Below are 17,895 nucleotides of genomic sequence, written 5' to 3'. Positions count from 1 at the left end.
TATTTGCCCGCCGCTGCCGTAGGAAATCTTGCAATTTACCGCGACGTGTGGTATGTTATGAAAGTGAGCGGCAGCAGAGCCGCACAGCGGCTTTGGAAGGGAGGAGACACCGTGCAGCAGCGCCCACTGGCAGATGAAATACGTCCCAGGACATTGGACGAAGTGGTGGGACAAAAGCACCTCTTAGCCCCCAGCGCGGTGCTCCGTCGCCTGGTCGAGAGCGGAACCTCCGCCAACATGGTGTTTTACGGTCCCTCCGGGACCGGCAAGACCACCGTTGCCAACATCATTGCCGAGAGGACCCAAAAGACCTTGTATCGCCTGAACGCAACCAGTGCTACTTTACAGGATGTGAAGGATATTATTGCCAACGTGGGGACTCTTCTGGCCCCCGGCGGCATTTTGCTGTATCTGGATGAGATCCAGTATTTCAACAAAAAGCAGCAGCAAAGCCTGTTGGAGTTCATGGAAAACGGACAGATTACACTGATCGCATCCACCACGGAGAACCCATATTTTTACGTCTACGGCGCGCTGCTTTCCCGCAGCACGGTGTTCGAGTTCAAATCCGTTTCTCCGGAAGAGGTTCTGCCCGCCGTGGAGCGGGCACTGGAAATTGAGAAGATGCGGCAGGAACTGCCCCTTTCCTGGGAAAAGGACGTGCCTCTGGACATCGCCACCGCCTGCGGCGGCGATGTGCGCAAGGCCATCAACGCGGTGGAGCTCCTCTGTCAGTCCGCGCGGCCCAACAAAAGCGGGAAGCTGAAGCTGACAAGGGAGGACGCTTCACAGGTATCACAGCGCAGCGCCATGCGCTATGACCGGGAGGGCGACGCCCACTACGACATTCTGTCGGCCCTCCAAAAGTCCATCCGGGGCAGCGACCCGGACGCGGCGGTCCACTATCTGGGGCGGCTGCTGGAGGCGGGCGACCTGCTGTCCCCCTGCCGGAGACTGCTGGTGATTGCGGCGGAGGATATCGGTCTTGCCTATCCCATGGCAATAGTGGTGACAAAGGCCTGCGTGGACGCAGCGGTGCAGCTTGGGCTGCCGGAGGCGCAGCTTCCTCTGGCGGAAGCCGCGATCCTACTGGCAACCGCACCGAAATCCAACTCCGCCCACGACGCTATCAACGCGGCCCGGGCCGATCTGAGAGCGGGGAGAACGGGTGATATTCCCCGCCAGCTCCAGAATGTCCACGCGGATACCACCGGCTTTGATAACCGGCAAAATTACAAGTATCCCCACGATTACCCGAGCCACTGGGTGGAGCAGCAGTATTTGCCCGACGCACTGAAAAATGCCCGGTATTACGAATACGGAGAGAATAAGACCGAACAGGCCGCCCGGCGGTACTGGGAGGAGATTACGGGCAGGAGCCGCTGAAATCCGTTACCACGGGAGGCTTCTCATAGCCGGGAGGCGAGTAGACCCAGCGGTCCAGCTTTCCGTCTGTGATCTGATAGCGCAGCGGCGCTGGGTAGAGCAGGGGCGGCAGTCTCTGAATGATCTGCAGCTTCACCTTCATGTGCTCCGGTCGTATGGAGCGGATATAGACCGAGACCCGGTCCCCCTCCGTCACGCCATCTTTCGGGTCGGCAAGGCCGGAGAGATTGGGGGCCAATTCCACAAAGACCCCGTATTCCCGGACGGAGCGGACGATGCCCTGTACGGTCTCGCCGGGAGAAAAGTAGCTGGCATTTTCCATCCAGGTGCCCAGCAGCTCCCGGTGCGTCATAGTGAACCGGCGATTCTCCCGGTCAATGCACAGCACGGCAGCCAGAATTTTCTGCCCGGTGCGGAAACGCACCGCCGGATGGGGGAGCCGGGAGACGGAAATGCGCTCGATGGGCAGCATGGCGATGATTCCGCAGCCGATATCCACGAACGCGCCGAAGGACTCCATGTGGGTGACCCGGCAGGTGAGGAGCATCCCTGGTTTCAGAACCTCCAGCAGGTGTTCCAGAGCCTTTTCCTGCACGGCCCTGCGGGAGAGCAAAACATGTGGCGCGCCCTTTTCATCGGCGGTGAGACTTGTGACTGTAAAGCAGACTGGCTTGCCAACCAAGGACAAAAGCGCAATGTCCCGGCTGGCGCCACTGATCCATGGAGAGATCGCCTCCTCCCGGGGAATTAGTCCCTCCATGGAGTCCAGTGAGATGTGAAGTGCCCGCGACCCGTCGCACCGTTCCACGGGAGCTTCCAGAATCGTGTTTTGCTCCAGGGCATCCCGCAGCAAGGCGGGGGTCAAAGGGACGCAGGGGCGCAGGCCCTCCGGCAGATAAATTTTATTTTCCGGCATGGCAACTCTCTCCATCCGCCGCGCAGCGCGGCATCAAATTCAGCATCTGTGCTACTATATGCGATTCGCGACGGAGGATTGACAGGAGGAATTTCATGGACTTGCATCTTCACGACCATGTGGAACTGAAAAAGCAGCATCCTTGCGGCAGCAAACGCTGGGAGGTCCTGCGGGTCGGGATGGATATCAAACTGAAATGTCTCGGCTGCGGGCATGAACTGATGCTTCCACGGAGCCGGGCGGAAAAGAGCATTCGAAAAATACTGACGGAGGAGGAAAAGAACCAATGAACAAGGGAACCCGTATTGTGGCGCTTGTCATCGTCGGATTGCTGGTGTTTTCACTGCTGGCGTCACTGGTGACGCCGTTTTTGATGTAAGACACATGTGAAAATCGCTGGGGCGCAGCGTATTCAACCGGAAGCTGACAGAATTTTAACCGCCGCGTACTATAAAATCTCGTTGACATTGTAAAAAAAAGTGTTAAAATAAGCAGTAATCTGAAAATGCTATGACAGAGCCAGCCTTGCGGACGGGCCGAAGCGAGAGGGGAAACGGTGAAAGCCCCTTGGTAAGCGCCGCAAAGCAGCCACTCCCGAGCATCCCGCGTTGAGCGGGGCGGATCATCCCCGATACAGGATGGCTTAAGATGCCCCGTGAGGGGATAATTAGGGTGGTACCGTGAAGTGTCGCTTCGCCCCTATGCCGGGGCGGGGCGTTTTCTTTTTGTACTGCAAATTTGAGAAAGACGGAGGATAACAAGATGTCACATCCAGTATACGGGCTGAACGAACTGCGGGAGATGTTCCTCAGCTACTTTGAGGGCAAGGGCCACCTGCGCCTGCCCAGCTTTTCCCTGATTCCCCACAACGACGCAAGCCTCTTGCTGATCAACAGCGGCATGGCGCCCATGAAGACCTGGTTCACCCGGGAAGAGGAGCCGCCCCGGAACCGGGTGTGTACCTGCCAGAAATGCATCCGCACCGGCGATATCGAAAATATCGGAAAGACTGCCCGCCACGGCACGTATTTTGAAATGCTGGGAAACTTTTCCTTCGCGGATTATTTCAAGAAGGAAGCCATTTCCATGAGCTGGGAGTTTTTGACCAAGGTGGTGGGGTTAGAACCGGACCGGCTGTACCCCTCCATCTATTTGGACGACGACGAGGCGTTTGAGATCTGGAACAAGGACATGGGCATTCCCGCCGAGCGCATCTTCCGCTTCGGCAAAGAGGACAACTTCTGGGAGCACGGCCCCGGACCCTGCGGTCCCTGCTCCGAGATTTATTATGACCGCGGGCCGGAGTACGGCTGCGGCAAGCCCGGATGCACCGTGGGCTGTGAGTGCGACCGGTATATTGAGATATGGAACAACGTCTTCTCCCAGTTCGTCAACGACGGCGAGGGCCACTACGAGGAGATGAAGAACAAGAACATTGACACCGGCATGGGACTGGAGCGTCTGGCTGTGGTGAGTCAGGGCGTGGCGTCCCTGTTCGACGTGGACACCGTCATGCACATCACCAATAAGGTCAGCGAAATCACCGGGGCTCATTATGAGCAGAGCGCGAAGACCGACGTTTCCCTGCGGGTCATCACGGACCATATCCGTGCCGCCGCCATGATGATCTGCGACGGTGTGCTGCCCAGCAACGAGGGCCGGGGTTACGTTCTGCGTCGTCTGCTGCGCCGCGCCGCCCGGCACGGAAAGCTGCTGGGAATGGACGGGCAGTTCCTTTACAAGGTGGTGGCCACGGTGGTGGAGGTCAATAAGGTGGCCTACCCCGACGTGGAACAGAAGGAGGCCTATATCACCAAGGTGGTCCGGACCGAGGAGGAGAATTTCCTCAAGACGCTGGATGCGGGCATGGGCATTTACACGGACCTTCTGGCGGTTCACAAGGGCAACCGGGAGACCGTTTTCTCTGGTGCGGATGCGTTCAAGCTTTACGATACCTACGGCTTTCCCATCGACCTGACGGTGGAGATGCTGGAGGAAGAGGGCATGAGCGTAGACAAAGCTGGATTTGACGAGCTGATGGAGCAGCAGCGCGTCCGGGCCAGAAAGGCCCGGGAGGCCTTGGGCGACTTGGCCTGGGCCGGAATTGATCTGGGCCTTGACGCCACGCCCACCGCATTCACCGGTTACGATCACAGCAAGGACGAGGGCAGGGTGTTGGCCATCGTGGTGGATGAAGAGCTGCGGGACGCCATGGTCAAGGGCGCAGAGGGCATCCTCGTACTGGACAGGACGCCGTTTTACGCGGAGATGGGCGGTCAGGTGGCCGACCACGGCACAATCTCACTGGACGGCGCGGTGTTTGCCGTAAACAATGTCCTGAAGGACAAGGCGGGTAAGTTCCTGCATCACGGCGTGATGGAGACCGGCGAGTTGAAGATGGGAGACACCGTCACCGCCGCCATCGACACGGACCGCCGCAAGGCCATCGGACGCGCTCACAGCGCCACACACCTTCTGGACGCGGCGCTGCAAAAGGTCCTGGGCGACCACGTCCATCAGGCTGGCTCTCTGGTGGAGCCGGACCGGCTGCGGTTTGACTTCACCCACTTCTCCGCCATCACGCCGGCGGAGCTTACCGAGATCGACCGGCTTGTGAATAATCAGATTCTGGCGGGCCTGCCGGTTGTTACGCAGGAGCTGCCCATTGAGGAAGCGAAGAAGCTGGGCGCCACCGCCATTTTCGGCGAGAAGTACGGCAAGACCGTCCGCGTCGTCTCCATGGGAGAGGGTGAGGAGACTGTCTCCATGGAGTTTTGCGGAGGTACCCATCTGGACAACACCGCAAAGGTCGGCCCCTTCCGGATCAAATCCGAAGCCGGTATCGCCTCCGGCGTGCGCCGGATCGAGGCCACGGTGGGTAAGGCTTCTCTGGAGGTTATGAGCTGCAATCAGGAGCTGCTGTTCCGCGTGGCGGAGATGATGAAGGCCAGCCCAGCCGATCTTGCGGCTCGCGCGGAGCAGATGATGAGCGAAATGCGGGAGCTACGCCATACGGTGGAGAAATTTGAGGAAAAAGCCTCTTTGGGCGACGCACAGCAGTTTTTGATGTCCGCCAAGACCGTGGGCGGCTTGAAGGTTGTGACGCACAGCCGCCCCTGTTCGGACGCGGGTGCTCTGCGGCAGATGGGCGATTTCCTGAGGGACAAGGAGCCGAGTGTGGTGGCGGTTCTGGCCAGCGCCACGGAGGAGAAGATCACCTTCATGGCAGTGTGCGGCAAAGAGGCGATTGCCAAAGGCATCAAGGCGGGGGAGCTGGTGAAGATGGTGTCCGGTATCGCGGGCGGCTCCGGCGGCGGTAAGCCTGACTGCGCCATGGGCGGCGGCAAGGACCTTTTGAAGCTGGATGACGCGCTGGCTAAGGTGGATGATTTTGTGGCGGAAAAGCTGAAATAAAACGCTGCGCGGTGAATGCGGAGTTGCGGGACTGCCGCTCACTCCAGACGCGCATGATCCATTTGACTGAATCAAACTCATTCAGAATTTTTAGGAGAGGGGGAAAATTTATGTCCGATTGCTTATTCTGCAAGATCGCCGCAGGAGAGATCCCCAGCGATAAGGTGTATGAAGATGAGGTGTGTTATGCGTTCAACGATATTGCACCGCAGGCGCCGTCCCATTTTCTGGTGATTCCGAAGACCCACATCGGGTCCGTGTCGGAGATCGAAGGGAGCAACAGCGGAGTGGTTGCCCACATTTTTGAGGTCATCGCCAAAATCACCGCCGAAAAAGGGATCAAGAGCTATCGCGTGGTCTCCAACATCGGAGAGCAGGCGGGGCAGAGCGTGCCGCATCTGCATTTTCACGTGCTCAGCGGCCGGGATATGACCTGGCCTCCGGGCTGATCGACGCGAAGTCCGTAAGTTTAAAGACACCCCGGCCGCTTCAGCGGCCGGGGTGTCTTTAAACTATATGGTGTGCCGGGCAGTATACCTCCCGTAGAAATCCATCTCCCGCGCATTTCTGCGGGAGACGGAATGGACGATTCAAATCAGCCGCCCAGTTTGGCGTTGCACTTGGACAGGAACCGTTCGTTATCGATAATGGCGCGGGTGTGGACGCCCTGGCCGATGGGGCCTTTTTCGTCCCAGGCCTTCACCTTGAAATCCACAAGTTTCCCATTATCGGAAACGGCAGTGATCTCCGCCTCCGCCCAGACCTTCATGCCGACGGGGGTGGGGGCGTCGTGGCTCACGTCCATGTGGATGCCCACGCTGCCTTTGCCCTCCTCCAACCCTTGCTGGAGGCAGGTGAGGGCGGCGTTTTCCATCATGGCGATCATAAACGGCGTGCCGAACACCGCCAGCGCGCCGGACCCAACCACGGCGGCGGTCAGCTCGTCCGTGACCACCTGCTCCAACTGACATCTTGCTCCAATTATTACCATATCCGTCCGCTCCTTTGTGTTTTAAATTCCTTTGCATTTTATTATACGGAAAACTGCCCGGCCTTACAAGGGGAGAAAGCATAAAAATCCGCCCGATATTCATGAAAGTGTATTGCAAGTGAACAAATTTCAGCGCTTGCGGCGTCTATATTTCCCACGTCCGGGAAAAGGCCTGTCGGCAAGTAAAACCACGCCCTCCCCGCCAAAGGCGAAGAGGGCGCGGTTGCCGGATACGGTACCGGGTGTCTCTTAGAATGCGGGGACGACAGCGCCCTTATAGGTGGAGGTGATGAACTCCCGTGCAGTCTCGGATTGCAGCGCGGCCACCAACGCAACGATGGCGGGATCTTTTTCATGGCCTTCCTTCACGGCGACGATGTTCACGTAGGGGGAGTTGGCGTCTTCGATGGCCAAAGCGTCCTTCACAGGGTTAAAGCCAGCCTGAAGCGCGTAGTTGCAATTGATGACGGACAGATCGACCTCCTCGACGGTATTGGGGATCATGGCGGCTTCCAGCTCCTTGAACGTCAGGTTCTTGGGGTTTTTCGCAATATCGTTGGGCGTGGACTCCAGATTGGTGCTGTCCTTCAGCTTGATGAGTCCTTGAGCCTCCAGCAGCAGCAGCGCACGGCCCTCGTTGGTGGCGTCGTTGGGGATAGCGATGGTGGCGCCGTCGGGCAGATCTTTCAAAGAGGTGGTCTTGCCTGCGTAAACGCCCATGGGCTCGATGTGGATGCCTCCGGCACTCACCAGATGGGTGCCGTTCTCCGCGTTGAAGTTGTCAAGATAGGGCAGATGCTGGAAGTAGTTGGCGTCCTCGTCCCCTTCCTCCACGGCGGTATTGGGAACCACGTAGTCGTCGTATTCGGTGACCTGCAGATCAATGCCCTGCTCGGCCAGAATACCCTTCACGGCGTTCAGAATTTCAGCGTGGGGTGTTGGAGAGGCGGCGACTCTCAGAGTCACGGTCTCGGCGGGCTTGGAAGCGGCGGCTGAACCGGACGCGGAAGCAGAACCGGCAGAGCCGGAGGCTGCGGGGGCGGAAGAGCCGCAGGCGGCCAGAGAGGCGGTCAGGCCAAAGGCCAGCGCCAGAGCAAGCAATTTCTTTTTCATGGTTTTCCTCCAATAATATAAATAAATAAATGTAGAAGTAATTATATTTCAATGGCCGTGTTCCAAGCCGCCGCGCGTCGGCTGAAATAACGGGTCAAAAAAAAAAACAAAAAAATTTATTTTAGGGTTCCAACCGCTCAGCAAGCAAGGTGTTCTGCCGAGGCTGGAGAAAGCCCTTATTTCAGACGTTTGTCGATCTTCGCCGAAAGCCAGCTGAAAACAGATTGGATGACCTGCACCAGAATGATAATCAGGACCACCGTGACCAGCATCATGGAAGGAACTCGGCGCTGATAGCCATATCGGATGGCCAGATCGCCCAGACCGCCTGCTCCCACCGCACCGGCGATGGCGGTGTATGCCAGAATCGTGATAATGGAAATGGAGCTGCCCAGCAGCAGAGAGGGCCGGGCCTCCGGCAGATAGACCTTCCGGATAATCTGAAACGGGGAAGCGCCCATGGCCTGGGCCGCCTCCACCACGCCGGCGTCCACCTCTGCCAGAGAGGTTTCCACCATCCGGGCGATAAAAGGAGCGGCGGAGATCACCAGCGGGACGATGGCACCCCGGATGCCGATCTTGGTGCCCACCAGCAGCTTTGTGAAATCCATAATGGCCACCATCAGGATGATAAAGGGGAGGGACCGGCCCACGTTGATGATCCAGCCAAGCACCCGGTTCAGTCCCTTGCGGGGCAAGATGCCGTGTGGCTGGGTGATGCTGAGAAGAACGCCCAGAGGCAGTCCCAGCGCATAGGCGAAGACGGTGGATACGATGGTCATGGTCAGCGTGTCTCGGGTACCCGCTGCCAGAAGGGAACCATACTGCGCCCAAAATGCGGAGGTAAAGATTTCAGCCATAGTATTCGGCCTCCTCCTTTTCGTAAGTGACATGCTGACTTTTTAGAAACGCCAGCATCTTTTGAACCTGCGCCGGGTCTTTGGGCAATTCCAGAAGCATCTGCCCATGGGCTTTGCCGTCGATGTCCTTCGTGTCGGCGTACCAGATATTCACCGGAGCGCCGCTGGAGAGCACCATGCCGGAGACCACCGGCTGGTCGGAGGTGTTGCCGTCGAAGGTGATCCGGTACAGCGGACCGTGGATCCGGCTCTTTTCAGATATGGCGCCCTTTGGGGTAATCAACTGCCGGGCTGCCGCGGTCTTGGGATGGTGGAACACGTCCGCCACTGCGCCCTGCTCCACAATGTGGCTGTCGGCGATAATGGCGACCCGGTCGCAGATCTGCTCCACGACCTTCATCTCGTGGGTGATGACCACCACGGTGACTACCAGCTTCTCATTCAGCTCCTTCAGCAGGGCCAGAATGGACTGGGTGGTGGTGGGGTCCAGAGCGGAGGTGGCCTCGTCGCAGAGAATCACCTTCGGGTCTGTCACCAGCGTCCGGGCGATGGCCACCCGTTGCTTCTGCCCGCCGGAGAGTTGGACGGGATAGGCATTTTCACGCTCCTCCAGCCCCACCAGCTTCAAAAAGGGAAGGGCTTTTTTCCGGGCCTCGCTCCGGCTCATGCCGGAAAGCTCCAGCGGAAAGCAGACGTTATCCAGCGCCGTGCGCTGATAGAGCAGGTTGAAGCCCTGAAAAATCATTCCGATTGACTGGCGAACCTTCCGCAGCTTCTTTTCCGGCAGCTTTGTCAGTTCCGCACCGTTTACCCGGACAAGACCGGAGGTGGGCCGCTCCAGCAGGTTCATGCACCGCACAAGCGTGGATTTTCCCGCGCCGGAAAGGCCGATAATACCGAAGATTTCGCCGCTTTCAATATTCAGACTCACATCGTCCAGCGCCGTGACCGTATTGGACCCGGGAAAGGTCTTGGTCAGATGTTCGATTTCGATCATGGACACAGTAAAAACGCTCCTTTGCAGTAAATTGGGCAACAAAAAGCGCCCTCGATGCAAATGCATCAAGGACGAACGTAAAAAAACGCCGCGGTACCACCTTGTTTCGCACGCTTCCTCGCGGAAGCGGCCTTTGAGAGTGCAAGCACACTCCTGCGCTTTGACGGGCGCTCCCGTCGTGACCTGCGCATAAGCGGTCGGTCACGCAACTCCGGAACCATGTTCAGCAGACCCTTCCGTACCTCTTCTCACCAACCGAGGCTCTCTGCGACGTATCTGTCAGCTTACTCTTTCCTTCATCGTCTTTGCGGTATTCAGTTGTTATGGTAAAGTTTACGAAAATTCCGGCGTTTTGTCAACAGGAAAAATAACTTATAAATTAGCTGAACTTTCAAGCTAAAACTATACAGAATGACGAAAAATGTAGGAAGTTGACGAAAAGAGAGAAGAACCGGGGAATCGAATTGAAAATTCAGGGCAGAACTGCTATATTACCTATGAGACTTTCCATGTGAAACGGAGGCGGGCCGCGTGCGGAAACAAAACCATAATTTCATGATGCGCTGCCTGCGGGACTTTCTTTGCGGTATCCTGATCGGAGCGGGAGCCATTTTGCCAGGTGTGTCCGGCGGAGTGCTGGCGGTGGCGTTCGATTTGTACCGCCCGTTTATGGAGATGCTGACGCACCCGAAAAGGGCCCTGCCAAAATACTGGCGGCTCATACCGGCTTTGGGCCTGGGCGGGGCCATTGGATTTTTTGGTTTTGCAAAGGGTATTTCGGCGGCGCTGAATGTGTCCGCGTCGGTGACTACCTGGGCGTTCATCGGCCTGATCGTGGGGACGGTGCCGTCCCTTTACCGTGAGGCGGGGAAGGAGGGACGGAGCAGGGCTTCCTGGGTCAGTCTGTTTCTTTGCGCGGGAGCAATTTTCGCGGGGCTGTTCTATGTCAGCCGTGTCCTCTCCGTCCATCTGGAGCCGAGCTTCTGGTCCTTTACGCTCTGCGGGGCGCTGTTTGGCCTGGGCATCGTGGTCCCGGGACTTGCGACGTCCTCGGTGCTGATGGCGCTGGATCTTTATCAGCCCATCGTGCGGGGGCTGTCTGAAATGAATCTCTCCGTCCTGCTCTCCACGCTTCCGGGGATGGTGCTGACGGTGCTGCTTTTGGCTAGGCTGGTGAACTGGGTGTTCCAAAAACATTATTCCGCTGCGTTTCATGGGATTCTGGGCGTTGTGATTGCCTCTACCATGGTGATCATCCCCGTAGAGTACGCAGGGGCGGGGGAGGTTGTCCTTTCTGCGGTATGCGCCGCAGTGAGTTTCCTGCTGGCTTTTTCCCTCAGTGGGCTGGACCGGCGGACGCAGGGCTTTTGATTCTGCCGGGACAGTCTACGTCTGACTCCAGAATCAAATCGCAGCGGCCGCGAACATCCAGCGCATCAAAATAGGAATTTTCAAGGGGAATCCAAAGAACAAAGAACATGGCCTGCATATCCGGGTCGTTCCGTTTTTCAATGCGAATATGCTGCAATTTGGGAGATACAGAGAGAAATACGGACAGATCATAAGCCGAAGCCAGCTCCGGACGCATGGAGTACACGCCCTCCACAATGTTCAGCGCCCGGGGAACGATGGTCTTCGGCGCCTCAACGGTCTGGGTATGGCAGTTGTAGCGGCGGTATCGGACGGTTTCGCCGCAGGTCAGGGGCGACAGCACCTCTTCTCGAAATCGCTCCCAATCCACGTTCCCGCCCGGCTCCGTCAGCCGGGCCTTTGTCCGTTGTTCCGGACGAAGGAAAAAGTCGTCCATGTGAAAGATGCTGCAATCATAAATTTTTTCCAGCAGGGCCGCCGCAGAGGATTTCCCGGCGGCGCTGCCGCCTTCCAGCGCAACGATGATCCGGGATTTTTCCGCCAGAAGACGGTCGATCCTTGCCAGCAGCGGCAGCAGACGGGCATATTCCCGCCGCACAACGCAGTAGGCCGGAGCATAAGCCCGATAAAACTCTTCCGAGTGGCGGCAGGCGGGGTATCCGGCCGCACTCCAGCATTTCACGGCATCCTCCGTCTCACCCGGGGAAAAGGGGAGCTTTCCCTCTTCTGCCAGAGCCAGCAGACAGGCAAGACGGTCCGCCAGCGCATCCCAGTCGTCGTCGGATGGCTCCCTAGCGGAGAGGGCAGACAGATGAAACAGGGTTTTGATGCTCAGCGTGCTGCATCGCAGGTATTGCAGATGGACCCGGCAGTAATCGTCGTCCAGCGGCTCGATCTCCGGGCCGGTTGGCGCATAGAGAGAAACGCCGGCTTTCTCGCGGAGTGATTGTAGTCTCTCCACCTCGTCCACAGGGGAATTCCCGCAGCCAAATGTACCCTGGCGCAGGGCTTTCAGCAGGTCCTGCGGCCGGAGCTCCGGGTAGCGGGCACACTGGTCCAGTAAAAATTCAGATGTGTGGTGCATGACTGCCATCAAATTCCCTCCCATATACCACCGAGCGGTTTTCAGTGACCGCTGGCCTGCGGCAAAAAGTGTCCATTGAAAGGGCCACGACTGGACCGGGTCTTCTTTGCGGAAATGCAGGCCTTCTGCGGCAAAGTGCTCAGAACCAGTGCTTCCATTTGAACCACAGAATCAGCCCCACGCTGATCAGCGCGCTGAGTCCGATGACGGCGGGATAACCGTATTTCCATGTCAGCTCCGGCATCCCCTGAAAATTCATTCCATACCAGCCAACCAGCAGCGTCAGGGGCAGAAAAACCGCCGTGATGACCGTGAACAGCCGCATCAGCTCGTTTTGCTGGAGATCGATCTGAGCCTGATATGCCTCCCGCATTTGGGTGACATATTCCCGGAGGCTCAATACGGTGTTGCGGAACCTCTCTGCCCGGTTTTGCAGGTTGAAAAAACGGCGCTGGGCATTTCGGGTCAGCAGCTTTTCGTCGTCGTCCGCCAAATTTTCAAAAATCGCCACCAGCTGCTCATAGTAGCGCTTGCGGCGCAGCAGTTCCTTTCGGTAGTCCACGATATGGTTCATGTAATTATACCGTCCCGTTCGGACCATAACGCTGTTCTCTTCCTCTGTGACGGCGGCTTCAAAGGCGTCGAGAGAGTCGGTGTCACACTTCAGCAGGTTCGTAAAAAACTGATACAGGGCAGACTCATTGTCCAGCCCCTCCGCCGCCGTCTCACGGACCCGATTCAGGGAACGCTCATCCTCACAAAAGAAAAAGAGATCCTCCCTGTCCAGATAAATTAGGATTTTTTCGGTGCCGGTTTCCGGCGAGGACACGTCGTACCAGTCGAAGGCCAGCAGATAAAAGTCTGCAAATTCCTCAAATGTCTCCGTTTTCCCCTGCCAAAGGTAGTTCAGCACCTTTTCATCCATCTGTGCCTGGACCTCTTTCATCTGGTCCAGCAGCATGATCTTCTGCATGGTCCGCGCTCCTTCTTTCCGATTACCTGTTTCCTGCTTTGCGGACGGCGTTTTCAATCAGCGCCTGTCCGTCGGGAGAGCGGAGGACTTCCAGCACGGTGGCTCGTAAAGTCTCTTGGAATTTTTTGCTGTTTAAAAAGGCGTCGAACACCATGCCGTCCTCACTGACAGCCGCCTTTTTCACCGGACGGACAGGCGCGGGAGCGGGGGCCGGAGTCGGCTCGTCCAGAAATGCGCCGTCCATCCAGTCAGACATTTGGGTGCGGTCGTCGCTTTCGCCCCGGAGATAGAAGGCTGAGACGCCGAAAAAGGACGCCAGCTTTTGCTGCTGTTCCTGCGTGGGCGTCTGACGGCCGGTTTCAAATTTTTCGATAGCCGTACGGGGAAGACCCAGAGCGGCGGAGAGCGCCGAACTGCTGACGCCGCGCTCGGCGCGGAGCTGTTGTATGCGCTGTGCCATTGTGATCATGCGATTGCCTCCTGTTTGTAAACATGGACATTATTTTATCACTTTTCCCAAGCCTTGACAATCATTTTGCCAAAATTGCCGAATCGAATACCTGAAAAAAAGACCGGATGTCCTTTCCAGAGGACACCCGGCCTATCAGGAGATTTTCAAAGCGCCGCCTACCGGTGCAGGAATTCCTCCGGAAAGCGGTCCATGGCCCAGGCTGTGAAAAATACGCCCAGAGCCAGCATGACCAGCACAAAGCACAAGAGCATTCCGAGCCAGTCGTATTTGATCCGCCCGCCTTTTCGAGTGGACAGCAGGACCTCTATCCCCAGCAGAATCAGCACGGCGGGGGAGAGCTTCAGCAAAAGCCGGAAATCCAGCGAGGGAAAAAACAGCGCCGCCGTCATGGCGATGCCCGCGATCACCAGCACAACGCCGAAGGTGAACGTCCCTACCCGGCGCTCCCGCCCGGAGACGAGCTTGGACTCCGCGGGGGAAGCCGGTTCCCGCTCAAAGCAGGCGTCCGCCGAGTTATTTTCCGCCATGGCTCGGGTCCTCCGTTTCTGTAGGCTTAGCGCTTCCGGTTTCGTCGGGTCCGCTGTCGTGGGCCATTCGGGTTACCGCTTCTGAGACGGTCCGGTACTCCGGGGAACCGTCCGGGGCTGCGCCGGAGGGGGCTGACCCTTCCGAAGAGGAGACCTTCGCGTCCGACGCGGCGGAGGACGGCGGGGCAAATCCGGTGAATTCATCATCCGCAGGATACTTCGGTCCTCGGATGAACCAGATGCCCAGAGCAATCACCAGCAGGAGGGTTACCAGTTTGGGCAGCTGATAGTTGACTAGCCCGTAAAAGTCGGTGCCAAAAAGGTCGGACAGGAAGTCGGAGAAATAGTCTGCCACCGCCTGCCATAGACCATACAGCCCCAGAATCACCAGAGCCCAACCAATGAGGCTGTGCCGTTTTGCCAGCAGACGGGAAAGCTGCTCTTGGTCCATATGGGAAAGGCCCAAGGGATAGGTATCCGGCGCCGCCGTTCCGTTTTCCAGCGCGTGGCGGATATTATAGGTGTCAAAAAACGAATACAGCCACAAAACCGGCAGTGCCAGCGCCAGCTGCCCAAAATAGAGCCAGGTGGCCAAGCCAATGATGAGGAAGAACAACGACATGATGGATACGCCCCGCTTCATATATCCCTGATACATCTGGCCGCAGCCGGGGATACAGGCGGAGAGGAACAGCAGAAACGGATTTTTACGGGTCATGATGAAAGCCCTCCTTGAAATTGAGGTTGATTGGTTTGGGATTTGACGGGACCGCTGCCGAAATCGAACAGCCCGTTAAACCAGCTCAGCCCACTGCTGACGGCCCGGTCCAGCTGCTCTATTTTTTCGGAAAAAGCACCTTGCCGCTGGGCGTAACGGTCGGTATTCGTAAGCGCGGCGGAGCCGGTCACAAGACCGCCGAAAATGTTAAAACTCCACAGGCCCGCGGCAATGGCAATGGCTGCCGCGGCGGTGGCGTACCGGCTGGTGAGAACCCGGACGGTCCGTTGACGGATACGCTTCCAAAGAGTGTCCCGGCAGGAGCGGGCCGGGGTCAAAAGCGTTTCCCCCGGTAAAAACTCCATGGAGCGCATCAGACATTCATCGCAAAAATCCAGATGCTCCGCGATTTCCAGCCGCTCCAGCTCCGTCAGCGATCCGCCGCCGAAAAGATTTTTCAGGGCATCGTCCGTCAGATGCCCGCGCGTATTAAACAGATCCATTGGACGACCTCCTGTTCCACTGTTCCTGAATTTGAAGCTTTCCACGGGAAATCTGCGTGCGGACGGTCTTTACCGGCCGCCCCAGACATAGGGCCGTTTCCTCCGGCGATCGCTCCTGTAAAAAATGGAGGATGCACACCTGCCGGTATGGCTCCCGGAGATTTTGAATAATTTCGGTAATTGCCGCCGTTTCGCTGTTGGACACGGCCTGCTCTTCCGCGGGCGGCGACAGCCCCGGGGGAATGGATTCGTCGCCGGGGAGCAGGGTATGGCGGCTGTAGGCGCTTTGGAGATGGTCCTTTGCCTTGTTGGCGGCGATTCGCGCCAGCCACTGCTTTTCAAATCCCGCCGGACAGCTGTCCCGATGGGTGTAGGCGGCGAGGAAGGTTTCCTGAGTCAGATCTTCCGCCGAGGTCTCGTTTTGCACCAGACGGTAACAGACCGTGTAGACCAGCCGCTCGTAATTTGCCACCAGCGCGGAAAATTCCTGATTTGTCATAATACTCACGCCGGCGGACACCTCCCTTGCGTCTGACAATAAAACGATGCAGCGCACCGAAATGCTTCAGCTATTCAAAAGAATCTATAAAAAGTTTATCAACATTCCATACGAAACATCATACCACGGCTCCTGACGTTCCGCCAGACGAACGGCCGGACCTTGACGGCAAAGCAGGAAGCTGATAAACTGAAAAATATCAAATTTAAGGCGCGAAGCCGCGCGGAAAGAGGGAAACAGCTATGCGTGAAATTCGGAGAAAAGACCGGCAGGTAACGGACAAGGCGGAAATTTACAGGGTCCTGGAAGAATGCGACGTGTGCCGCGTGGGCTTTTGCGACGAGGGAGAGGTCTACATTGTTCCCCTGAATTTCGGCTACGGGGAAAAGAACGGCAAGCTGACCTTTTACTTTCACTCTGCCGGTCAGGGGCGTAAGGCGGAGCTGTTCGGCAGGGGCGGCGGCGTAGGCTTTGAGCTGGACTGCGCCCATCAGCTGGTGCAGGCGGAGAAGGCCTGCGGTTATACGGAGAAGTATAAGAGCATTGTCGGCACGGGGCGGACCTATGAGGTCCCGGAGGAGGAAAAACTGGCGGCTATGAAGACGGTGATGGCCCATTATACCGACGCGGAGCTGGAATACGACCCTGCGACGCTGGAGCGGGTGCGGCTGTTCGCGCTGGAAGTGGAAGAGCTGAGCTGCAAGGAAAACGTTTGATGGAAATACGCAGCCTGCGTGTGGAAACCGCGCCGCTGGAGGGGATTACCACCTGGCTGTTCCGCCGGACCCACTTTAGCATGTTCGGCGGAGTCGACCGATACTTCACGCCCTTTTTCTCTCCGGTGTCGGAGCATATTCTGACCGCGAAAGATCTGCGGGATCTGTCTCCGGAGAACAACAGGGGCATTCCCACCGTACCGCAGGTGATGACGAAGCGGGCGGAGGATTTCCTCTGGGCCGCGGAGCAGGCCAGGGACTTGGGCTTTGAAGAGGTGAATCTGAACCTCGGCTGCCCCTCCGGTACCGTCACCGCAAAGGGAAAGGGCGCGGGTTTTCTGCTTCGACCGGATGAGTTGGACGCCTTTTTTGACGTGGTGTTTTCAAAGGTTTGTCTGCCGGTGTCGGTGAAGACACGGATCGGCTTCCATGATGTGGAGGAATTTGGGCGTCTGCTGGAAATTTTCAACTGTTATCCCATCCGCGAACTGATTGTCCACCCACGCCTGCGGGGAGAATTCTATAAAGGTCCGGTACATCTGGACGCGTTCGCCGCCGCGCTGGAGTCCAGCCGCGCCCCTGTGACCTATAACGGCGATTTGGTGACGCTGGAGGATCTGACCGCGTTTTCGGAGAGATTTCCGGCAGTAAACACAGTGATGATCGGTCGGGGAGTGATTGCGGACCCGGCGCTGCTGCGAAAGCTCCGGGGCGGTGCAGCCGCTACTCGCGAGGAATTGCAGACCTATACGCAGACGTTGTATCAGGGCTACCGGGCGGCCTACGGCTACGCAGGCACGGCGGCGCAGCGGATGAAGGAGCTGTGGTTCTACCTGATTAATCTTTTCGACGACGGGGAGAAGTACGCGAAAAAAATGCGGCGGGTGGGAAACGCGGCGGAATATGAGCATCTGGAGGCGGGAATTTTCCGGGACCTGAATCTTTTGACGCAGGCCCACAAGCCTCTGGACGGAACCGGGAAGACGGCGCCGTAAAGGACCTGACTGAGCTGCCCGGCAGCAGGCTTTCGATTTTGCCGCCGCGCATGATTTCCCATAATCCGGGCAGACTGTCGTTGAGGTGATGCGAATGGAACCCACGGATTTGCCGCTGGGAATGGGGATGGCTCTGGCGCAGGACACCGCTGCCATGGAGAGGTTTGCCTCCCTGCCTGATGCGCAGAAGCAGGCCGTAATCAATGGCGCTCATGCCGTCCGCTCCAAAGCGGAGATGCAGGCGTACCTGCAAAATACCCTGAGCGCACAGTAAGACGCGAAAAAGAGGCTCCTGTGGATGCATCCACAGGAGCCTCTTATCGTTCGGGAAATTAAAGTTATGGTGTTATGATGGAAAAC

General features: G+C 57.6%; 20 protein-coding genes and 1 other annotated feature. Of the genes, 8 read left to right on the top strand and 12 right to left on the bottom strand.

Going from position 1 to position 17,895, the window contains the following annotated elements; all coding sequences use genetic code 11:
* Window positions 1-111 precede the first annotated feature (111 nt).
* Window positions 112-1,386 carry a replication-associated recombination protein A gene (locus tag ABWQ15_RS01655; RefSeq protein WP_353907092.1) on the top strand — a complete coding sequence of 425 codons (1,275 nt, stop codon included), beginning with the start codon at window positions 112-114 and terminating at the stop codon, window positions 1,384-1,386.
* Here the strand turns inward: ABWQ15_RS01655 and ABWQ15_RS01650 are convergent.
* Window positions 1,367-2,302, bottom strand: coding sequence for a S1 RNA-binding domain-containing protein (locus ABWQ15_RS01650; RefSeq protein ID WP_353907080.1), 936 nt, complete (start codon window positions 2,300-2,302; stop codon window positions 1,367-1,369). The genes ABWQ15_RS01655 and ABWQ15_RS01650 overlap by 20 nt on opposite strands.
* A 95-nt stretch (window positions 2,303-2,397) precedes the next feature.
* Here ABWQ15_RS01650 and ABWQ15_RS01645 point away from each other — a divergent pair, with 95 nt between their 5' ends.
* The 3 genes from ABWQ15_RS01645 (at window position 2,398) to ABWQ15_RS01635 (ending at window position 6,165) form a co-directional block, all read left to right on the top strand.
* Window positions 2,398-2,592 carry a DUF951 domain-containing protein gene (locus ABWQ15_RS01645; RefSeq protein WP_353907079.1) on the top strand — a complete coding sequence of 65 codons (195 nt, stop codon included), beginning with the start codon at window positions 2,398-2,400 and terminating at the stop codon, window positions 2,590-2,592.
* A gap of 472 nt (window positions 2,593-3,064) precedes the next feature.
* Complete coding sequence (alaS, locus tag ABWQ15_RS01640) at window positions 3,065-5,716, top strand: alanine--tRNA ligase (RefSeq protein WP_353907078.1); 2,652 nt, start codon at window positions 3,065-3,067, stop codon at window positions 5,714-5,716.
* 110 nt (window positions 5,717-5,826) lie between these two features.
* Window positions 5,827-6,165 carry a histidine triad nucleotide-binding protein gene (locus tag ABWQ15_RS01635; protein WP_353907077.1) on the top strand — a complete coding sequence of 113 codons (339 nt, stop codon included), beginning with the start codon at window positions 5,827-5,829 and terminating at the stop codon, window positions 6,163-6,165.
* Window positions 6,166-6,311: 146 nt separating this feature from the next.
* Here ABWQ15_RS01635 and ABWQ15_RS01630 read toward each other — a convergent pair whose 3' ends face one another.
* The 4 genes from ABWQ15_RS01630 to ABWQ15_RS01615 all read right to left on the bottom strand — a co-directional run bounded on the left by ABWQ15_RS01630 (window position 6,312) and on the right by ABWQ15_RS01615 (window position 9,677).
* The gene (locus tag ABWQ15_RS01630) at window positions 6,312-6,707 is read right to left on the bottom strand and encodes a thioesterase family protein (protein ID WP_353907076.1); all 396 of its coding nucleotides are present in this window, start codon (window positions 6,705-6,707) and stop codon (window positions 6,312-6,314) included.
* Between the two features lie 249 nt (window positions 6,708-6,956).
* The gene (locus ABWQ15_RS01625) at window positions 6,957-7,820 is read right to left on the bottom strand and encodes a MetQ/NlpA family ABC transporter substrate-binding protein (RefSeq protein WP_353907075.1); all 864 of its coding nucleotides are present in this window, start codon (window positions 7,818-7,820) and stop codon (window positions 6,957-6,959) included.
* A gap of 176 nt (window positions 7,821-7,996) precedes the next feature.
* Entirely contained in the window at window positions 7,997-8,680 is a 684-nt protein-coding gene (locus ABWQ15_RS01620; RefSeq protein WP_353907074.1) for a methionine ABC transporter permease, read from the bottom strand.
* Window positions 8,673-9,677, bottom strand: coding sequence for a methionine ABC transporter ATP-binding protein (locus ABWQ15_RS01615; RefSeq protein WP_353907091.1), 1,005 nt, complete (start codon window positions 9,675-9,677; stop codon window positions 8,673-8,675). Before ABWQ15_RS01615 ends, ABWQ15_RS01620 begins: the two co-directional genes overlap by 8 nt.
* A 64-nt stretch (window positions 9,678-9,741) precedes the next feature.
* Window positions 9,742-9,986 (bottom strand) — a binding site (T-box leader).
* Window positions 9,987-10,208: 222 nt separating this feature from the next.
* Between ABWQ15_RS01615 and ABWQ15_RS01610 the strand changes: the two genes are divergently transcribed.
* Window positions 10,209-11,048: a DUF368 domain-containing protein gene (locus tag ABWQ15_RS01610; protein WP_353907073.1), complete on the top strand. Its 840-nt coding sequence runs from the start codon at window positions 10,209-10,211 to the stop codon at window positions 11,046-11,048.
* On the opposite strand, the gene ABWQ15_RS01605 is transcribed toward ABWQ15_RS01610, so the two are convergent.
* The 7 genes from ABWQ15_RS01605 to ABWQ15_RS01575 form a co-directional block, all read right to left on the bottom strand.
* Window positions 11,014-12,141, bottom strand: coding sequence for a hypothetical protein (locus ABWQ15_RS01605; RefSeq protein WP_353907072.1), 1,128 nt, complete (start codon window positions 12,139-12,141; stop codon window positions 11,014-11,016). The two genes, ABWQ15_RS01610 and ABWQ15_RS01605, sit on opposite strands and share 35 nt — an antisense overlap.
* A gap of 130 nt (window positions 12,142-12,271) precedes the next feature.
* Entirely contained in the window at window positions 12,272-13,105 is an 834-nt protein-coding gene (locus ABWQ15_RS01600) for a magnesium transporter CorA family protein (protein ID WP_353907071.1), read from the bottom strand.
* Window positions 13,106-13,127: 22 nt separating this feature from the next.
* Window positions 13,128-13,574 carry a helix-turn-helix domain-containing protein gene (locus ABWQ15_RS01595; RefSeq protein ID WP_353907070.1) on the bottom strand — a complete coding sequence of 149 codons (447 nt, stop codon included), beginning with the start codon at window positions 13,572-13,574 and terminating at the stop codon, window positions 13,128-13,130.
* Window positions 13,575-13,732: 158 nt separating this feature from the next.
* A complete protein-coding gene (locus ABWQ15_RS01590; RefSeq protein WP_353907069.1) occupies window positions 13,733-14,104 on the bottom strand; it encodes a hypothetical protein in 372 nt (123 codons plus the stop codon).
* Window positions 14,091-14,822: a hypothetical protein gene (locus tag ABWQ15_RS01585; protein WP_353907068.1), complete on the bottom strand. Its 732-nt coding sequence runs from the start codon at window positions 14,820-14,822 to the stop codon at window positions 14,091-14,093. The genes ABWQ15_RS01590 and ABWQ15_RS01585 overlap by 14 nt, the downstream gene beginning before the upstream one ends.
* Window positions 14,819-15,325 carry a hypothetical protein gene (locus tag ABWQ15_RS01580; protein WP_353907067.1) on the bottom strand — a complete coding sequence of 169 codons (507 nt, stop codon included), beginning with the start codon at window positions 15,323-15,325 and terminating at the stop codon, window positions 14,819-14,821. Before ABWQ15_RS01580 ends, ABWQ15_RS01585 begins: the two co-directional genes overlap by 4 nt.
* A complete protein-coding gene (locus tag ABWQ15_RS01575) occupies window positions 15,312-15,824 on the bottom strand; it encodes an RNA polymerase sigma factor (RefSeq protein ID WP_353907090.1) in 513 nt (170 codons plus the stop codon). Before ABWQ15_RS01575 ends, ABWQ15_RS01580 begins: the two co-directional genes overlap by 14 nt.
* Window positions 15,825-16,066: 242 nt before the next feature.
* Here ABWQ15_RS01575 and ABWQ15_RS01570 point away from each other — a divergent pair, with 242 nt between their 5' ends.
* From ABWQ15_RS01570 to ABWQ15_RS01560, 3 genes are all read left to right on the top strand, one after another.
* The gene (locus ABWQ15_RS01570; RefSeq protein ID WP_353907066.1) at window positions 16,067-16,540 is read left to right on the top strand and encodes a pyridoxamine 5'-phosphate oxidase family protein; all 474 of its coding nucleotides are present in this window, start codon (window positions 16,067-16,069) and stop codon (window positions 16,538-16,540) included.
* Entirely contained in the window at window positions 16,540-17,535 is a 996-nt protein-coding gene (locus ABWQ15_RS01565; protein WP_353907065.1) for a tRNA dihydrouridine synthase, read from the top strand. Before ABWQ15_RS01570 ends, ABWQ15_RS01565 begins: the two co-directional genes overlap by 1 nt.
* Before the next feature lie 94 nt (window positions 17,536-17,629).
* Window positions 17,630-17,809, top strand: a complete 180-nt coding sequence (locus ABWQ15_RS01560; RefSeq protein WP_353907064.1) for a hypothetical protein — start codon at window positions 17,630-17,632, stop codon at window positions 17,807-17,809.
* Window positions 17,810-17,895 lie beyond the last annotated feature (86 nt).

Source organism: Oscillibacter sp. (genome assembly GCF_040505565.1).
Classification (GTDB): Bacteria; Bacillota; Clostridia; order Oscillospirales; family Oscillospiraceae; genus Oscillibacter.
The sequence above is the reverse complement of the archived record's forward strand: the minus strand, read 5'-3'. Positions and strand labels throughout refer to the sequence as shown.